Raw genomic sequence first — 16,773 nt, forward strand, 5'->3', positions numbered from 1 at the left:
AAAACACCAAGGTCCTTTTTCCTAGCCAGGGAGAAGGACGTTTTTTTTACAGGCTTTCCAGTGTAAAAACCAGATGACTAAGGGCACGCCTGAAATAAAATGGTGCCGAGGCTGTAATAAAAATTTGGGGCTGCTGACTAATCTGGTAGAAGTGAATCATGTAACCCGCGCTCTATGATCAGATTACTGCTCTCGCACCAATGGAAAGAATCCACCCGGTCATCGGTGTGGCAGAAGAACCTGGCCATTAACCTGGTACTGGGGTTTTTCATGCTGCTGTTGCTCTCCTATGTGGTGCTGCTCAGCCTTTTCCTGGACAGGATTCTGGAGGCCGGCTGGCCCGATGAGGACCCGGTGGCATTGGTGAACAGGGCGCTCCTGTATTATTTTCTTATTGACTTAGCGCTTAGGTTCTTCATGCAGGAGCTGCCGGTATTGGGCATTCAGCCCTACCTGCACCTACCGGTGGGCAAGAGCAAACTGGTGCATTTTGTGCTCTGGAAATCCATTACCAGCCTGTTCAATTTCCTGCCGTTGTTGCTGTTTATTCCCTTCGCCCTGAAAATGCTGCCCGAGGTGTACGGCCTGGGCGGGGCCTGGAGCTGGGTGGCGGGGCTTTTCCTGCTCACGCTGGTCAACAACTTCTTAACGCTGTATTTCAAGCGCCAATTGGTAGAGAAGCCCTTGGTGACGGCTGGTTTCCTGCTGGCCGTAGTGGCCCTAGCCGGCATTAATTACCTGGGGTATATTTCCCTGGGGGCCGCCTCTGGCGCTTTCTTTACGGCTTTAGGTACTCAACCCATGTGGGTGTTGGTGCCGCTAGTGGCACTGGTGGGCGTGTATCTGCTCAATTACAAGTTTCTGGTGGCGCACACCTACCCAGAGGAAATGCGCATTAGAAAGGCCTCTAAAGTAGGCGATTCTTCTGAGATTGGGTTCCTGCAGCGGTTTGGCGAACTGGGTTCTCTGATTGGCCTGGAGCTGAAATTGATCATGCGCCACAAACGACCGAAGTCTACCACCCTCATGTCTGTTCTTTTCATGGCGTACGGGCTCATTTTCTACACCAATAAAATGTATACAGACGGGTTTGCCATGCTCATCTTCCCGGGCATCTTCATGACCGGATTCCTGATGCTAAGTTACGGCCAGTTTGTGCCGGGATGGCAGAGCGCCCATTTTGATGCCCTGCTTACCAAACGCCTGAGCCCCTACACCTTCTACCTGGGCAAGTTCTGGTTGTTTGTGCCCGCCTGCACGGTGGCTTACCTGGTTACGCTTCTGTATGGCTTAATGCCCAATGTAGGGGGCAAGATCATGTTAATCAATACGGCCTGCTACCTGTACAACATTGGCATCAACACCTTTGTGGTGCTGTACCTGAGCACTTACAACAAGAAACGCATTGACCTGAGCAAGGCGGCTTCTTTCAACTGGCAGGGCGTTGGGGCCTCGCAGTTTATCATGATGCTGCCAGCGCTTCTGGTTCCTATCCTTATCAACTTCGTCTTCTCCTTGCTGGGCAACCCATGGTGGGGAATAGCTGCCTTGGGGGTAGTGGGGCTTTTAGGGTTCCTGTTCCATAAGCAGTTGCTGGGCATAGTGGTAAGACGGTTCCAGCGGGAGAAATACACCATTGCGGCCGGCTTCAGGCAGGTATAGCCTGTGCGGCAGAAGAAACGAGAATAGGGTAGAGACAACAAAAGAAACCGCACCAGCCTCTGGTGTCTAACAAAAACCGATATGATAGAAGTACGCGACCTCCAAAAGAACTACAATGGCGTAACGGTGGTAAACATTGCAGCCTTGACGGTGCAGCCCGGCGAAACCGTGGGGCTGGTTGGCAACAACGGGGCCGGCAAAACCACTTTCTTCCGGATGATCCTGGATTTGATTAGGCCCACCAAAGGCGAGGTGTTCAGCAAAGGCGAGAACGTGCGCGCCACCGAAGACTGGAAACAGTACACCGGCTCTCACCTGGACGAAGGCTTCCTGATTGACTACCTTACCCCCGAGGAATACTTCAACTTCATTGGCAAACTGAACGGCCTCACGCCCGGCGACATCCAGGCGTTTCTGGAGCGGTTCCATGATTTCTTCAACGGCGAGATTCTGGGTCAGCGCAAGTACATCAGGGATTTCTCTAAGGGCAACCAGAAAAAGGTAGGCGTGGCCGCGGCCGTCATGTCTGACCCTGAGCTGTTGATTCTGGATGAACCCTTCGCCAACCTGGATCCTAGCTCACAGATACGGCTTAAAAACCTGCTCAAAGACCTCAAGCGCCAAGGCATGACCCTATTTATCTCCAGCCATGACCTCAGCCACGTGATTGAAGTCTGTGACCGCATTGTGCTTCTGGAGAAAGGGCAGGTAGTGGAAGACATGAAAACAGACGAAACCACTCTCCAGCAGCTGGAAAGCTACTTTACGGTCTAGTTTTCCACGAATGAACCTGTGGAAAAATGGGCAGTCCTTTAGTGTTATCCACTTATAGATTTTAGGTATACAAATTCCGTTTCGGGCCTGTTTTTAGAAAAACAGGCCCGAAACAGTTTATAGCTCAAACGCCAGCTGGCAACGCTGCCCTACCAAAGCTGATACGTGCTGCCGAAGCTCCAGGCTGGTCTTAATTTCTTTGAACTCCTGTTCTGAGCGGGCTTTTATCTCTTTGCGTTGCAGGGCCTCAATAAAGCGGCGGGCGTCTTCGGGGGTTTCTAGGAGCAGGCCGGGCACTTTAGTGGGTTTATCGTCTTCGCCTTTGGCCACCATGGTAAAGTAAGAGGTATTGGTGTGCTTGACGGTGCCAGATTTCACGTTCTCGGCAATCACTTTTATGCCTACCAGCAACGAGGTATTCCCAACGTAATTAATGGAGGCCATGAGGCTGACCAATTCGCCCACCTCTACGGGCTGAAGAAAATTCACCCCGTCTACCGTAACGGTTACGCAGTAGTTGCCGGCATGCTTGGCGGCACAGGCGTAGGCCACTTTGTCCATGAGTGAAAGTAAGATGCCCCCGTGTATTTTGCCCCCAAAGTTAGCATAGCTGGGGATCATGAGTTCGGTGAGGGTGGTGCGGGAATGGGAGACTGGCCGGTAAAGCTCTGGTTCTGGAATTGGTAAATGCATGCCGTTTTAATGCTGTTTTTCTAAAAGTAGGCTAAAAACGGAAACTTCGCCAATGCAAGGCTTTCAGGCCAGTTGATGCCGGAAGGTTATTTTTTCTGCAGCCGCTCGTTAATCTCATTGAGCAACTCCATCTGTATCTGCTGTATTTGGAATAGGCGGTGGCCCTGCTGCATAAGCAGGTGGTCCATTTTCTCGTGGAGTTGCCGTATCTCCAGTTCGGCTTTGAGGTTGATCTGGTAGTCATGCTCGGCGCGCAGGCGGTCTTTTTCTTCCTGGCGGTTCTGGCTCATCATGATCACCGGGGCCTGCAGGGCGGCAATGGAAGAAAGGATAAGGTTAAGCAGAATGAAGGGGTAAGGGTCAAAGGGCTGCCCGAAGAACGCCACCACGTTCACTGTCATCCAGAAGGCCAGGAAAAATAGGAAGAGAAGAATGAAGCGCCAGCTTCCGCCGAAGGAGGCAATCTTATCTGCCAGGCGTTCCCCCAAAGAAAGCTGCTCAGTATATTCGGTTTCCAGGTTTTTGGAGAGCAGTTCGTTCTGGCTAATACTGGATACTACCTCTTTCTCCAGCTCGGTTAATTGCCCAAACTCCTCTTCCAACACGTCTTCCACAAAGGCCGTACGGTACTTTTTCAACTCCTGCACTGAGATGTAGCCGGCGGGGTCCCAGGTGGGGTGATCGCGTAGGATAAGCTTTACCAGGGGCTCCCGCACCGCGCTGGCGGGCATGAGTTGATCCAGGGGAAGTTTCTTACCCGTGAGCTGGCAAACTCCAGAAAGCGGAAGGTTTTTAGACATAAAGAGGTTAGCCCGGTTTCTAGCCTGTTTTACGCAAAACGGCTCTAAACGAACTAACCTTCACGGGTACTAAAAAAGGGGTTTTTACAGGAAGACCACGTCATCAATGACCTGTTCGCCTACCTCGGCGTTGATCAGGGCCATGACTTTTGCTTTGGCCATGTTGAGCTCGTGCTTGAGCGGGGCCGAGGTGAGGCGCACGTAGAGTTTGCGGTTGCGCACAAACACCTCCTGGGTTTTCATGGAGATAGCCTTGCCCATGATTTTCTCCCAGGAACTAACCAGTTGCATCTCGCTCAGCTTCCCGTTGAGTTTGTACGCCTTGAGCATGGCCTCAATACTGTCCTTGATAGAGATAGTATCGGCTTTGCGCATAAACGGGGTTCTGGGGTTAAGCGGACGCAGGGACATAAATAGTTTTATTTTGGGTGGTATCGTGGTGCTAAGGTACGGCAATTCCTTCCGCAGATTTGGCTCCCGGGGCAGATGAATTTACCCACTCGGTTATCCCCATTTATAAACGGGTTTATGCACTTTCTGTTTTGAGGCTGGTTTTGGGAAAACGGCCTTAATACGGGTTTTACTCAAGGGATACGACTAAGTGCTAGTTGGTGAGAACACCAACTAGGGCATACGTTATTGGAAGCTGAGATTCACTAGTAGTGGCGTTTTTGCGGTTGTAAGTGGTCTCACCAAAAGCCTTCATAGCAGTTCAAAACCCATCCCTAACAACTAACAACTGATAACCAACAACTAAATCTACCCCTCATCCTCAATAGTCTCGGCGGTGCCTTGGTCTATCCTGAACCGCCGGATGTTGTTTGAGAGCGGGCGCAGAATCTGGTCAGTGCGTTCCAGGTGGGTGTCTGTGAGAAAAATCTGCCCGAAGGTGTTGTCTGCTACCAGTTGCATGAGTTTGGTGATGCGTTTCTGGTCCAGGCGGTCAAAGATATCGTCTAAGAGCAACAGCGGTTTCTGGCCCTTCTGCAAGGAAAGCACCTCAAACTGGGCCAGCTTGAGCGCAATCACATAGCTTTTCTGCTGCCCCTGTGACCCGAAGTTCTTCACGCTGCGGTTATCCATCAAGAACACAAAGTCGTCTTTGTGCGGGCCCACGGTAGTACGCTGCAAGAGCAGGTCCTTGCGCTGGCTCTGGTCCAGCAGGTAGGCGTAATTCTGCCGCGTGAGCTGGCTCTGGTAACCTAAAGTGACTACCTCAGAGGAATCTGACAGGTGGTGGTAGTGGCGCTGGAACACCGGCTCAAAGATCTCCAGGAACGCGGCCCTTCTAATGCTCAGCTCGGTGCCCAGCGGCATGAGCTGCTCGTCCAGCACCTGCAGGTACTCGCGGTCCATGTAGTTCTTCTCAGCAAAATGCTTGAGCAGGGAGTTGCGTTGCTTGAGAATGTAGGTATATTGAATAAGCAGGTCCAGATAGGTGTGGTCCAGCTGGGCCATGAGGGAGTCAAAGAACTTGCGGCGCTCCTCGCTGCCTTCCCTTATCAGATCAGTATCATACGGTGAGATCAAGACCACCGGGAACTGACCCACGTGCTCACTCACGCGCTCATACGGCGTCTTGTTAAGCGTGATGATCTTCTTTTGGCCCGCCTTGAGGTAACATTGCACGGCGCTTACTTTCTCTTGGCTCTTGAACCGGCCCCGCACAATAAAGTAGTCTTCGCCCTCCTTTATGTTCTGCAGGTCTGTGCCCGTAAACGCGCTTTTGGTGAGCGAAAGGTAATGAATGGCGTCCAGCAGGTTGGTTTTGCCGCTGCCGTTGTCGCCTATAAAGCAATTGATGTGCGCTGAAAAAGGCAAGGTGGCTTCCTCGTAATTCTTGAAGTGGAGTAAGTGTAGATTTTCGAGGAGCATGAACTTGTTTGAAGATTTTTACTTAATTTCGCATGTTAGAATACCTTACGGAGCTAAACCAGCCGTTGCTTCTACCCAGAAATGGCGCGCAGGCAAGTTCCAATTTTTCCTTGACTTAACCTTTACGAACAAACTTATAGTATGGCGGAGACGAAAGCAGCGAAGACAAAAGATGCGAAAAAGGCAAAGGTAAACGCTGCCCCAGCATTTTCAAAAGAGACCTACCTGCGCTGGTATGAGATGATGCAGCTCATGCGCAAATTTGAGGAAAAAGCCGGTCAATTATACGGCCAGCAGAAGATCAAAGGCTTTTGCCACCTCTATATTGGCCAGGAAGCCTGTGCCGCCGGAGCCATTACCGCCCTTACTAAAGACGATAAATGGATTACCGCTTACCGTGACCACGCGCACCCACTAGGGTTGGGCACCTCACCTAATGCCGTCATGGCCGAGCTGTATGCCAAAGCCACCGGTTGCTCTAAGGGCAAAGGCGGTTCCATGCACATTTTTGACAAAGAAGTGAATTTTGTGGGCGGCCACGGTATTGTAGGGGCGCAGGTTCCTATGGGTGCAGGTTTAGCCTTCGCCGAGAAATACAACAAGACCGGCAACGTGTCTATCACCTACATGGGTGACGGTGCCGTACGCCAGGGTGCCTTGCATGAGGCGTTCAACATGGCCATGCTCTGGAAACTGCCCGCTATATTTGTGGTAGAGAACAACGGCTACGCCATGGGTACCTCTGTGCAGCGTACCTCTAACGTGACCGAGCTTTATAAACTAGGCCTGGCTTATGACATGCCATCTGAGGCGGTAAACGCCATGCGCTGTGAAGACGTGCATGATGCCGTAGCCCGTGCTGCAGAACGTGCCCGTGCCGGTGAAGGCCCAACCTTCCTGGAGTTTAGAACTTACCGCTACAAAGGCCACTCCATGTCTGACCCGGCTAAGTACCGTACCAAAGAAGAACTGGAAAGCTACCGTAACCAAGACCCTATTGAGAGCGTGCGGTTCACCATTCTGGAGAACAACTACGCCACAGAGAAGGAACTAGAGGAGATAGACAACAAAGTGAAGGCCCAGGTGCAGGAATCTGTGGACTTTGCCGAGAAATCTCCTTACCCAGCGCCAGAAGAATTATACACAGACATTTACGTAGAGAAAAACTATCCTTACGTGATGGACTAAAAATCCGGCCCGCGGGAACCCTCTCATCCAGAATGGGGTTCAGCGGGCAGGGCTTTTTCCCATAATCAGCAGCTAATCATATTTTTATATTTTCTGATGTCAAATAACACAATGAAGCACGAGAGCGAATACGAGCTAGTGGAGAATCCAGATGCGCTGGCCGAACGCCTTGTGCAGTCAGAGGAATTTGTGGTGCGCCATAAGAACCTTCTGATAGGTCTGTTTGTGGCCATTGCGGCTGCCGTGGTAGGTGGGTTCCTGTACTACCAGAACCAACAGTCTAAAAACCAGGAAGCACTGGCCGCCATGTTCCAGGCCGAGTATTACCTGGAAGCTGATTCTTTGAACAAAGCCCTGAACGGTGATGGCCAGAACGCTGGTTTCAAATCTGTAGCCGATGAGTACGGCAGCACCAAGGCGGGTAAACTGGCTAACTTCTACGCCGGGGTTATCTCTCTGAAGGAAGGCAAATACCAGGAGGCCCTTAATTACCTGGAGGAGTTCAAGTCTGATGACCTATTGCTGCAGGCCCGCGCCTATAGCCTGCAAGGTGATGCCAACCTGGAACTAGGTAAAAAAGAAGAAGCTGCCGCCCTTTACAAGAAAGCTGCTGAGCACAAAGCCAACGACTTCTTCTCGCCACAGTACCTCATGAAAGCCGCCATGGCCTATGAGTCTGCCAACCAATACGCAGACGCGATAGAGGTATATGAGAAAGTGATCAATGATTACCCGGTTAGCCCAGAGGTAAACGACGCCAAGAAATACAAGGCGCGCGCTGAAGGCCTGGCCAAGAAATAATTTCTGAAAAGAAATCCCGCGGAGCGGCTGCTGTATTAATTTATGGCAGCCGCTCCGTTTTTTTATGCATTTTTGCGTAGAACCGTTTCCGGGCCGTTTTTGCCAAAATAGGCCTAAAACAGTCCGGCCTAAAGCAATTCCTCTTTAAACGTTGAAACTCAATGGCAAGCGCCCTGAAGAACCTCAGTGAGTATAACTCAGACAGTATGCCCGACATCTCAGGAAAGAGATTTGGTCTGGTAGTAGCAGAATGGAACAAAGAAATTACAGATACCTTGTGCAAAGGAGCCTATGAAACGCTGCTGCAGCATGGCGCTAAGCCAGACAACATACACCGTAACACCGTGCCAGGCAGTTTTGAACTCACCTTGGGAGCACAGTTTCTGGCCCAGAGCAATGAGATTGACGCCGTCATCGCCTTGGGCGTAGTCATTAAAGGCGAAACCAAGCATGATGACTATATCTGCCATGCGGTGGCCCACGGGCTTACCCAGGTAGGGCTCAAGTTCAATAAGCCGGTGATCTTCGGACTGGTGACCACCAATGACGAGCAGCAAGCCTGGGACCGGGCCGGCGGCAAGCACGGCAACAAGGGCGTAGAAGCCGCCGCTACGGCCATTCAAATGCTTAGGTGGCTGGACTAAATACCACTAAAGATTCAATGCAAGAGAAAGGCCAGCTCCTATCATAGGGCTGGCCTTTCTCTTGCATTGAAGTGAGGATAGGATCTAGAACTTAAGCCCCAGGCTAATGCCTCCGCGGCCAATCCAGCCACTGAATGCGGCATCTTCTATGTCTTCTTTATTTCCGTTTTCCACCTTCACACTGCTGGAAGTATACTCAGGCCCAATGAAAATATCAAAGGAGACCCTATCCTTGAAAATCCATTGCCTTCCGGCCACTACCCCACCACCAAAATTGGTGGACGTGCCTTTGTAACTCCCAAAGTCAGTATCTTCAACGGTAAAGCGCATAAAGCCTAGAAAAGGCGCCACGTAGAACCCATCTGGCGCAGGCCTCTCTGACAGGTAAAACCTGAACTCGGGCGTTACCCCAAACCCTGAGAGTTCCTCAAACTTGGTAAAGAAAAGGCCAAGTTGGGCGCTTTTTGTATCATCAATCACCCGTTCATAATAGAAGGAACCTGTCTGCAAAAGAGGGGCTAGTAAATTGGCTTTCACCAGATTCTGTGCCTGGGCACCATTTTGGAACAGGAAAAAGCAACCAAATAAGGCAAGGAAGTAAAGTTTCTTCATATAAGATTACATTTTGGTAGTAAGCAATACAGAAAGGCAGACCTTGAAAGGGAAAGTACTGCCAGTAAGCAAACTAGGTCGGTCAATGATAGAGAAGTGGTTACTTAAGAGAGAATAATATACAAGCGCCCTCCAAAATCATCCATGACAGACCTAGAACTTTTTTAAATATATAGATTATCTATATACTAACTAAGCAGAATCCTGCTTTTATACCTTTCTTCTTTCATATCCCTCCCTTTTAAAAGAATTCAGCCAGAATTGATTAGGCAAAAAGGCCAAAAACAACTGGCAGAATAGCTTTTGATAGAAAATTTTAGCCCTCGCCATTAGAAGCCTTGCTATAAGCAACTCAGGATGTAAAGTAGGTCTGCAAATGGACGGCCAAGTCAAGAAGGGAGATTTTAGTAGGGGCTAAAAAAGGAAAGCAAGTCAGCGAGTGGTTAGAGAATAGTAAAATTCGGCTACCATTTTGATACTCTGCATAGTTTTAAGAAATAATAACCGTATTTTTGCGCAAAAAAAAGGAGCCAGCACTTTGCCAAGACTGGGAGGAATTGTTGGAAAACGGTCTTCAGGAAACCAAACGACCCTGGCTCCATGTTCTTATAAACTAACAAACTATAGCAAAACCGTTACGAACCAAAAAGCCATGAGTGAAGAAAAACAGCGGTATTCCCAAGAGGAATTGAACGAATTTCAGGAAATCATCATTGAGAAATTAAATAACGCCCGCAAAGAGGTTGGCTTTATAAAAGAAACGTTGAGCCGCAGAAATGACGCCGGCACAGACAATACCGCCTCCACCTCTAAAGTGTTGGAAGACGGCGCAGACACTCAGGAAAAAGAAAGCCTGAACCAGCTGGCCTCCCGGCAGTTGAAGTTTATCCAGCAGTTGGAGAACGCTTTGATCCGGATCAAGAACGGCAGCTACGGCGTTTGCATCAAAACAGGGAAGTTGATCCCTAAGGAGCGTTTAAAGGCCGTGCCGCACACGCAGCACACCATTGAGGCCAAAATGAGCCGTAACGACTAATAAAAAGAACGCATTTGAACCTGTTACTGAACCACCTTCAGGCCCTGATTTTTTGCGCCACCTCGCCGGTGTCTATAGAGGAATTGCAGAAATGCCTTTCCGAGGCCCTGGTCACTGAGGTAAGCGTAAGTGATGTATTGGAGGGAATTGAGGACTTAAACGCCCAATTCTCTACCGATGCCTTCGCTTTTCAGATCTACGCTATTGGAGGTGGTTATCAGTTTCTCACCAAACCCGCTTACCAGGACTCGGTAAGTATCCTACTCAAGCACAAATCCAAGAAAAAGCTGTCGGCCTCCGCCCTGGAGACCCTGGCCATTATTGCCTACAAGCAGCCCATAACCCGCTCACAGGTAGAGCAGATCAGAGGCGTGAGCTGTGATTACGCCATTCAGCGTCTGTTGGATAAAGGCCTGCTGGAGATTAAGGGCAAGGCCAACACCATTGGCCGCCCCGTGCTGTTTGGCACCAGCCAGAAGTTCATGGAATACTTCGGGCTGAATCACCTCAGAGACCTCCCTCAACTCCGTGACCTGGCTCCGGAAGAAAACACTATCGGCGAAGCCGCCGCGCTTTAAGCATACCATCACCTCCTTTTTTATACAGTAGCGATACTGCAATTTTTCACAAGAACATGGCAAGAAACGAAGATACGCCTCAAGAAGGCAACGACCGCCCACGTGATAACGCACGCGGCGGCGAGAGAAAAGTATTTGGCAGAGGCACCCGCTTTGACCGCCCTGCCCCCGGAGACCGCGAAGGTGGCTTCCGGAACAGAGAAAGAAAATCAGACAATGCTGACAGACCTTCAGGTGACAGAGATCGTGCTGAAAGGCCGCGTCGAGAGGATACCCCTGACGGAACTGTAAACACCCGCCGCGAAGACCGTGAGCGTGCGCCTAGAAGAGAAAACGACCGCAGAGGCGGCGACTTCCGTCCGGCCCGCGGTTTTGAGCGGCCAGACCGCGGCAATGACCGTGGTTATGACAGACCCCGCGGTGGCTCTGATCGCCCAGACCGTTCTGACCGCCCGGCCAGAGAAGGCGGGTATAACCGTTCAGAAGGTAGAGACAGCCGCAGCAGCGGAGGTTCCTACCAGGACCGCCGTGAAGGTGGAAGCCGCCCAACCCGCGGAGGAGAGGAAAGAGGCGGTGAACGCCGTTCTTTTGGCAACCGTGATGACCGTGGCGGCGAGCGCCGCTCTGGTGACCGCCCGTCTTATGGCGGCCGTGAAGACAGCCGTGGTGCCCGTGGGGGTGACCGCCGTGAAGGTGGTTTCAGAAAAGAAGGTTTCTCCTCTGACCGCCCAGACCGTGGTGCAGGCCGCGGCGGCGATGACCGCAGAGAAAGAACCGGCGATAGAGAAGGCGGAAGCTTTAACCGTCGCGATGACCGCCGCAGCGAAGCTCCCCGTGAAAACAGACCGTTTTCTGGAAACAGAGACAAAAACAGCACCGAGCGCCCGGCCCGCAGAGAAGGCGACAGACCCTTTGACCGCAACGCCCCACGTGAAAACCGTGGCCGCGAAGACCGTGGCTCCTCTTTCCAGCGCCGTGATGACCGCCCTGAGCGGGCCCATCGTCCAGAGCGCTCTGACCGCCCGGCCAGAGATGGCAAAGGTTTCAAAGAAGGTCGTTTTGGCCGTTCAGATGAAGAAACCCAGGAGGCCCCGGCCTATAACCTGAGACGCTATGAAGAGCGCCAGAATAAGAAAAAACCGGAAGGTGCCAGCGATGAACTGCGCCTGAACCGCTACATCGCCAACGCCGGTATCTGTTCGCGCCGTGAGGCAGACGAGCTTATTGCCGCCGGGGAGATCAAGGTAAACGGAGAGGTGGTAACCGAGATGGGCTATAAAGTAGCGCCTTCTGATACTGTGCAGTATGGCCGCAAAACTCTTAGCCGGGAGAAAACGGTATACGTGCTCCTTAACAAGCCCAAAGACTTCCTCACCACTACTGATGACCCGGAAGGCCGCAAGACTGTGATGGACCTTATTAAGAATGCCTCTAAGGAGCGCTTGTTCCCGGTAGGCCGTCTGGATAGAAACACCACTGGTCTGTTGTTGTTCACCAATGACGGCGAGCTGGCTCAGAAACTGACGCACCCGTCTAACAAGGTTTCTAAGATCTATCAGGTAGAATTGGATAAGCCTATTACCCAGGAACACCTGAAGCAGATTCAGGAAGGCGTGGAGCTGGAAGATGGAAAAGCTATTGTTGATGACTTAGGCCTTCTGGGAGACAGCAACAAATTCCTGGGGCTGGAGATCCACATTGGCCGTAACCGCATTGTGCGCCGCATCTTTGAACACTTGGGCTATGACGTAGTCACCCTGGACCGTGTGCAATATGCCGGGTTAACCAAGAAAGACCTGCCTAGAGGCAACTGGCGCTTCTTGTCAGAAAAAGAAGTGGTTCGCCTGAAATACTTTATGTAATCTGCCGTTCAAAGAATGCTGAATCTGGCAATTGACCGGGGCAACACCCGTTTTAAAGCCGGTCTTTTTGAAGACGGGCAACTGGTACAGCAATTCACCTGCCCAGACTTTTCCTCTTTGGGGGAGAAGCTGGCGGGTTTGCCGGTACAGAACGCCATCATGGCGTCGGTGAGCCAGGAGTCAGCAGAATTGGTGCAGCAGTTACCGGTAACGGGGAGGCATCTTCTGTATACTGCCCAAACGCCGGTGCCGGTTCAGAACAACTACGGTACCCCGCACACGCTGGGCGTGGATAGATTGGCTGCCGCGGTAGGGGCACAGTACCTGTTTAAAGAGCGTAATTGCCTGATCATAGACGCGGGCACCTGCATTACCTATGATCTGCTACTGGCCAGCGGTTCTTTTGAAGGCGGTACCATTTCACCGGGTATCACCATGCGCTACCAGGCGGTACATACCTTCACCGGTAAGTTGCCCTTGCTGGAAGGTTATGAGTTACCGCCCTTGCCCGGCAAGACCACCGCAGAAGCCATACAGGGAGGAATTCTCTTTGGAGTGAAGGCAGAGGCCGAAGCCATGATTCAACATTATGACCGTCAATACAAACCATTGACGGTGGTATTGACGGGCGGTGACGCCCCGTTTTTTGAAAGTACAGTAAAAGCACGCATCTTTGTCATTCCCGAACTGGTTTTAATCGGGTTAAACCGAATTCTTGAGTATAATGTATAAACATTTCCGCGCACTGTTCCTTTTCTCCTGTTTATGTATTGGCTCGCAACAGCTACAGGCGCAACAACTCACAAATTCCCCATATTCCCGCTTTGGGGTTGGTGATGTAGTGCACGGCACCGGTTCTATCAGGAATGCGGGCATGGGCCATGTAGGAGTGGGGAACGCCAGCGGTGCCCTCATCAATGACCTGAACCCGGCTTTACTGTACTACAACAACCTGGTTACCTTTGAGGCCGCGGTGGCTTCTGAATTGAAACGCATCTCTGATAAACAGGAATCCCAGATAGATGGTACCGCCAACCTGGGGTATTTGTCACTGGCCGTTCCTATTTCCCGTTTCTGGACTTCTTCTTTAAGCCTGAAGCCCTATAGCCGGGTAAATTATACCACCTACCTGACGGCCCCTGTGGCCGGCGTAGAGGAAGGCACCGCCAGTACCTTTACCCAGTACAAAGGTACCGGTGGCCTCAATGAAGTATCCTTCGGGAATGGCGTGCGCATTGCCAATGGCCTGACGGCAGGTGTTTCTGGCTCCTATGTTTTTGGAACCATTGACAAGCAAGCCACCACTATTCTGGTAGAGCAGGGCGAAACCAGTGACCTACAGCAGACGCTTTTCCACACAACCACCAAATACTCTGGCCTGCTTTTCAAGGGCGGCCTGCATTACCGTAAGAAGTTCAGTGACAAGATTAGTATGGGTCTGGGTACTGCCTATACCGCCAAGGCGGTAATTGACGCAGACCGCCAAGTGGCTCAGGAGCGCAGAGCCCTGGATGAGTCCCTAATCTCTGGTATAATCACAGACAGCCTGGAAGGCAACACCACCCTGCCCCAGTTATTACAGGTGGGTCTGTCTATTGACAACAACAAAACCTGGTCTGCCGGCCTTGATTACTCTACCTCTAAAGGCTCTGATTTCAGAGGCTTCAGCCTGAACAAGAACGAAGGCCGCCAGGAATTGGGAGACAGTTACCGGATAGGATTAGGCACGGAGTTCACGCCAGACCCCAACTCCGTTAGCTCTTACCTGAAGCGCGTGACTTACCGCGTGGGCGGCTATTACGGCAATTCAGAGATCCAGGCCGTTACGCTGGGCAACACTAGCGGTAGCATTCAGACTTTAAAGGACATGGCCCTTACCTGGGGTTTCTCCTTCCCGCTGGGCAGAGGCGTTCGTCCGCCAGATTATACCCAGGCTATGTTGAACACCAGTTTTGCCATTGGTCAGTTAGAAGCGAAGGAATCTGGCTTGAAGGAGCAATACCTGCGGGTAAGTTTGGGCGTTACATTCAACAACCGTTGGTTCATCAAGCGCAAGTTTGACTAATACATTGTTTTTACCCGGCGGTCAATAAACTAGCAGATACCAAATCAAATGCCCATTGAAGGGGAGTGGTTTGGTATCTGATGCGTTTATAGCCTTAAGTGGCATATCTAGGTTTGGCTAACAAGTTCTATGCACAGGATTGGTCTATTTTATTTGATGCTTTTACTCAGTGTGCTCACTTGGGGGTGCCAGGGCGCAGATGACGCGGTGAAGCCTATTGAGTACAAAGGGCCCAGTTCTGAAACCTATAACCAGGTAACCATTTACAGTGACTCGGCTAAGACCAAGCTGAAGCTGAGTGCCCCGGTAGAGCAGCAGCTCCAGAACGGAGACGTGGTCTACCCCAAAGGCCTGTACATCACCTTTTATGAAGAGGGAGTGCCTACCAGCATCATTTCGGCTAAATACGCCAAGTATGACAAAGCCAAAGACCTCTATTTTGCCCGCAACAACGTGGTGGTGAAAAACACCAAGAAAAATGAGCAGCTCAACACAGAAGAGTTGTTCTGGCAGCGGCAGAAAAGAAGCATCTACACAGATAAGTTTGTGCGCATCACCAGCGCCGAGGAAGTAGTGACGGGCGTGGGCCTTACCGCCAATGAAGATTTCTCCAATTATCAGCTCAAGCAGTTTTCGGGCTCTTTCCTGTTAAAGCAATGACCCTGAAACAAACCATTTATATGGCCCTGGCGGTGGTCTGCCTGGTCATAGGCATTCACCAGGCCATGGTCACGGGTATTCTGGAAAGCTACTGGATTTTTATGCTGTCGGTGATCTTTCTCATGCTTTTCCGTATGAACAAACCAAAGCCTTGATCCTCTATTCTGGCCCATGGACCTAGCCAACCTTTATATAGCTATTGCGGTGGGCGCCCTGCTGCTTTTACTTTGCAGTGTGGCCGAGGTGGCTTCCCGCTACACCATACGGCCGCTCATTTCCCTGGAAGCCTCAGAAAACCAATCCTCATTGCTGGGCTTTCTGCTGCGCCGCGAAAAGCTGTTTTTCCTCACTATTCAGTTAGGGTTGGGGCTGGGCGTGGTCCTGCTGGGCTTTGGCTTGTTTGGCAGCCTGGCGTTTTATTGGCACCAGTTTCTGGCCACCGTCTGGGCGTACCTGCTGGCCGGAATCTTAACGCTGCTGGCTACCTGGTTACTGATGGTGGGAGTGGGGGCTATGGCCAGCCTTTCGGCCCCGGCCAAGTTGTTGAAACTGGTAGCTGCGCCGCTGGCTTTTTTGCTGGTGCTCTTGTTTCCCTTCACCGCGCTGCTTAAATCTGTTTTTGGCCTGTTTTCTGGAAAAGACCCTGAAAACGAGAAAGAGCTTTTATCCAATGCCCTGGCGTTCCAGCCGTTTGCGGTAAAGCTGCAAACCCCTGAAGAAGCCACCCTGGCCCTGGTGAACTCCAGTGAGGTAGACAGTAAGATTTTCCACAACGCCCTGGAGTTTAAGACCGTGAAAGTGCGGGAGTGCATGGTGCCCCGCACCGAGATTGACGCCATTGAGCTGGAAGAGGGGGTAGACGTGCTCCGGCAGGCCTTCATTGAGACTGGGCATTCCAAGATCCTTATCTACCAGGACTCCCTAGACCACATTCTTGGCTACTGCCACCAATTCTCCCTCTTCAACAATCCCGCCACGCTGGAAGAGATCCTTACGCCCATGGAAGCCGTGCCGGAGAACATGCTGGCCAAAGAGCTGTTTGTGAAATTCATTACTGAGCACCGCAGCATTGTGCTGGTGCTGGATGAGTTTGGCGGCACATCTGGCATTGTGACCCTGGAAGACGTGATGGAGGAGATTCTTGGCGACATCAATGACGAGTATGATGAGGAAGACCTGCTGGAGCAACCGCTGCCAGAACCGGGATCTTACCTGTTCAGTGCCCGCCAGGAAATTGACTACCTTAATGAGGCCTATGACCTGGATCTGCCCGAGGGGGACTATGAAACTTTGGGTGGTTTTATCTTGTCTGTACTAGAGGAAATTCCCTCGGCCGGTGACGTGATTGTGGTGCCGCCATTTGAGATCAGGATCCTTTCCATGGATGAGCACCGCATCAATACGGTACATCTCTCTGTAAAGTTTGGCAGAGTAGAAGAATAACCTGCCTATTAGGGGCTTATATTTTGATTTTATCACATATTCAGATTATTTTGCATAACGCTTAAAATACGTCAATTACT

At 51.2% G+C, this 16,773-nt stretch carries 18 protein-coding genes; 13 read left to right on the top strand and 5 right to left on the bottom strand.

The genetic code is table 11. The features are described from left to right. Positions 1 to 174: 174 nt before the first annotated feature. Positions 175 to 1,662: a DUF5687 family protein gene (locus ACYVJQ_RS14190; protein ID WP_460893763.1), complete on the top strand. Its 1,488-nt coding sequence runs from the start codon at positions 175 to 177 to the stop codon at positions 1,660 to 1,662. Positions 1,663 to 1,743: 81 nt separating this feature from the next. Then, on the top strand, positions 1,744 to 2,436 hold the full coding sequence (locus ACYVJQ_RS14195; protein ID WP_460893764.1) for an ABC transporter ATP-binding protein: 693 nt from the start codon (positions 1,744 to 1,746) through the stop codon (positions 2,434 to 2,436). Between the two features lie 117 nt (positions 2,437 to 2,553). On the opposite strand, the gene ACYVJQ_RS14200 is transcribed toward ACYVJQ_RS14195, so the two are convergent. From ACYVJQ_RS14200 to recF, 4 genes are all read right to left on the bottom strand, one after another. Then, on the bottom strand, positions 2,554 to 3,129 hold the full coding sequence (locus ACYVJQ_RS14200; RefSeq protein WP_460893765.1) for an acyl-CoA thioesterase: 576 nt from the start codon (positions 3,127 to 3,129) through the stop codon (positions 2,554 to 2,556). Between the two features lie 86 nt (positions 3,130 to 3,215). After that, positions 3,216 to 3,929 (bottom strand): DUF1003 domain-containing protein, encoded by a 714-nt coding sequence (locus ACYVJQ_RS14205; protein ID WP_460893766.1) that lies wholly within the window; start codon positions 3,927 to 3,929, stop codon positions 3,216 to 3,218. Between the two features lie 84 nt (positions 3,930 to 4,013). Next, the gene (locus ACYVJQ_RS14210) at positions 4,014 to 4,340 is read right to left on the bottom strand and encodes a DciA family protein (protein WP_460893767.1); all 327 of its coding nucleotides are present in this window, start codon (positions 4,338 to 4,340) and stop codon (positions 4,014 to 4,016) included. Between the two features lie 348 nt (positions 4,341 to 4,688). Further along, positions 4,689 to 5,804, bottom strand: coding sequence for a DNA replication/repair protein RecF (recF, locus tag ACYVJQ_RS14215; protein ID WP_460893768.1), 1,116 nt, complete (start codon positions 5,802 to 5,804; stop codon positions 4,689 to 4,691). Positions 5,805 to 5,945: 141 nt separating this feature from the next. Here recF and pdhA point away from each other — a divergent pair, with 141 nt between their 5' ends. From pdhA to ribH, 3 genes are all read left to right on the top strand, one after another. Continuing rightward, positions 5,946 to 6,992, top strand: coding sequence for a pyruvate dehydrogenase (acetyl-transferring) E1 component subunit alpha (gene pdhA, locus ACYVJQ_RS14220; protein ID WP_460893769.1), 1,047 nt, complete (start codon positions 5,946 to 5,948; stop codon positions 6,990 to 6,992). 111 nt (positions 6,993 to 7,103) lie between these two features. Next, positions 7,104 to 7,793, top strand: a complete 690-nt coding sequence (locus ACYVJQ_RS14225; protein ID WP_460893770.1) for a tetratricopeptide repeat protein — start codon at positions 7,104 to 7,106, stop codon at positions 7,791 to 7,793. Positions 7,794 to 7,954: 161 nt separating this feature from the next. Further along, positions 7,955 to 8,437, top strand: coding sequence for a 6,7-dimethyl-8-ribityllumazine synthase (ribH, locus tag ACYVJQ_RS14230; protein WP_460893771.1), 483 nt, complete (start codon positions 7,955 to 7,957; stop codon positions 8,435 to 8,437). Between the two features lie 84 nt (positions 8,438 to 8,521). On the opposite strand, the gene ACYVJQ_RS14235 is transcribed toward ribH, so the two are convergent. Next, entirely contained in the window at positions 8,522 to 9,049 is a 528-nt protein-coding gene (locus ACYVJQ_RS14235) for a DUF3575 domain-containing protein (RefSeq protein WP_460893772.1), read from the bottom strand. A gap of 652 nt (positions 9,050 to 9,701) precedes the next feature. Between ACYVJQ_RS14235 and ACYVJQ_RS14240 the strand changes: the two genes are divergently transcribed. The 8 genes from ACYVJQ_RS14240 (at position 9,702) to ACYVJQ_RS14275 (ending at position 16,693) form a co-directional block, all read left to right on the top strand. Then, a complete protein-coding gene (locus ACYVJQ_RS14240) occupies positions 9,702 to 10,085 on the top strand; it encodes a TraR/DksA family transcriptional regulator (protein WP_460893773.1) in 384 nt (127 codons plus the stop codon). Between the two features lie 14 nt (positions 10,086 to 10,099). Then, on the top strand, positions 10,100 to 10,663 hold the full coding sequence (gene scpB / locus ACYVJQ_RS14245; RefSeq protein ID WP_460893774.1) for an SMC-Scp complex subunit ScpB: 564 nt from the start codon (positions 10,100 to 10,102) through the stop codon (positions 10,661 to 10,663). Positions 10,664 to 10,719: 56 nt separating this feature from the next. Beyond that, positions 10,720 to 12,525 (top strand): pseudouridine synthase, encoded by a 1,806-nt coding sequence (locus ACYVJQ_RS14250; RefSeq protein ID WP_460893775.1) that lies wholly within the window; start codon positions 10,720 to 10,722, stop codon positions 12,523 to 12,525. Between the two features lie 15 nt (positions 12,526 to 12,540). Continuing rightward, the gene (locus ACYVJQ_RS14255) at positions 12,541 to 13,257 is read left to right on the top strand and encodes a type III pantothenate kinase (RefSeq protein ID WP_460893776.1); all 717 of its coding nucleotides are present in this window, start codon (positions 12,541 to 12,543) and stop codon (positions 13,255 to 13,257) included. Continuing rightward, the gene (locus ACYVJQ_RS14260; protein ID WP_460893777.1) at positions 13,250 to 14,590 is read left to right on the top strand and encodes a hypothetical protein; all 1,341 of its coding nucleotides are present in this window, start codon (positions 13,250 to 13,252) and stop codon (positions 14,588 to 14,590) included. The genes ACYVJQ_RS14255 and ACYVJQ_RS14260 overlap by 8 nt, the downstream gene beginning before the upstream one ends. A gap of 156 nt (positions 14,591 to 14,746) precedes the next feature. Further along, the gene (gene lptC / locus ACYVJQ_RS14265; protein WP_460893860.1) at positions 14,747 to 15,250 is read left to right on the top strand and encodes an LPS export ABC transporter periplasmic protein LptC; all 504 of its coding nucleotides are present in this window, start codon (positions 14,747 to 14,749) and stop codon (positions 15,248 to 15,250) included. Continuing rightward, positions 15,247 to 15,405: a hypothetical protein gene (locus ACYVJQ_RS14270; protein WP_460893778.1), complete on the top strand. Its 159-nt coding sequence runs from the start codon at positions 15,247 to 15,249 to the stop codon at positions 15,403 to 15,405. The genes lptC and ACYVJQ_RS14270 overlap by 4 nt, the downstream gene beginning before the upstream one ends. A 16-nt stretch (positions 15,406 to 15,421) precedes the next feature. After that, positions 15,422 to 16,693 carry a hemolysin family protein gene (locus ACYVJQ_RS14275; protein ID WP_460893779.1) on the top strand — a complete coding sequence of 424 codons (1,272 nt, stop codon included), beginning with the start codon at positions 15,422 to 15,424 and terminating at the stop codon, positions 16,691 to 16,693. Positions 16,694 to 16,773 lie beyond the last annotated feature (80 nt).

It is taken from the genome of Rufibacter soli (genome assembly GCF_054781795.1).

Bases quoted from the DNA above. Each gene is read 5' to 3' on its own strand.
- ACYVJQ_RS14200 (WP_460893765.1), bottom strand. From the start codon at position 3,129: ATGCATTTACCAATTCCAGAACCAGAGCTTTACCGGCCAGTCTCCCAT.
- pdhA (WP_460893769.1), top strand. From the start codon at position 5,946: ATGGCGGAGACGAAAGCAGCGAAGACAAAAGATGCGAAAAAGGCAAAG.
- recF (WP_460893768.1), bottom strand. From the start codon at position 5,804: ATGCTCCTCGAAAATCTACACTTACTCCACTTCAAGAATTACGAGGAA.
- ACYVJQ_RS14190 (WP_460893763.1), top strand. From the start codon at position 175: ATGATCAGATTACTGCTCTCGCACCAATGGAAAGAATCCACCCGGTCA.
- ACYVJQ_RS14205 (WP_460893766.1), bottom strand. From the start codon at position 3,929: ATGTCTAAAAACCTTCCGCTTTCTGGAGTTTGCCAGCTCACGGGTAAG.
- ACYVJQ_RS14270 (WP_460893778.1), top strand. From the start codon at position 15,247: ATGACCCTGAAACAAACCATTTATATGGCCCTGGCGGTGGTCTGCCTG.
- ACYVJQ_RS14260 (WP_460893777.1), top strand. From the start codon at position 13,250: ATGTATAAACATTTCCGCGCACTGTTCCTTTTCTCCTGTTTATGTATT.
- ACYVJQ_RS14275 (WP_460893779.1), top strand. From the start codon at position 15,422: ATGGACCTAGCCAACCTTTATATAGCTATTGCGGTGGGCGCCCTGCTG.
- lptC (WP_460893860.1), top strand. From the start codon at position 14,747: ATGCTTTTACTCAGTGTGCTCACTTGGGGGTGCCAGGGCGCAGATGAC.
- ACYVJQ_RS14235 (WP_460893772.1), bottom strand. From the start codon at position 9,049: ATGAAGAAACTTTACTTCCTTGCCTTATTTGGTTGCTTTTTCCTGTTC.
- ACYVJQ_RS14240 (WP_460893773.1), top strand. From the start codon at position 9,702: ATGAGTGAAGAAAAACAGCGGTATTCCCAAGAGGAATTGAACGAATTT.
- ACYVJQ_RS14255 (WP_460893776.1), top strand. From the start codon at position 12,541: ATGCTGAATCTGGCAATTGACCGGGGCAACACCCGTTTTAAAGCCGGT.
- ACYVJQ_RS14195 (WP_460893764.1), top strand. From the start codon at position 1,744: ATGATAGAAGTACGCGACCTCCAAAAGAACTACAATGGCGTAACGGTG.
- ACYVJQ_RS14250 (WP_460893775.1), top strand. From the start codon at position 10,720: ATGGCAAGAAACGAAGATACGCCTCAAGAAGGCAACGACCGCCCACGT.
- ribH (WP_460893771.1), top strand. From the start codon at position 7,955: ATGGCAAGCGCCCTGAAGAACCTCAGTGAGTATAACTCAGACAGTATG.
- ACYVJQ_RS14210 (WP_460893767.1), bottom strand. From the start codon at position 4,340: ATGTCCCTGCGTCCGCTTAACCCCAGAACCCCGTTTATGCGCAAAGCC.
- ACYVJQ_RS14225 (WP_460893770.1), top strand. From the start codon at position 7,104: ATGAAGCACGAGAGCGAATACGAGCTAGTGGAGAATCCAGATGCGCTG.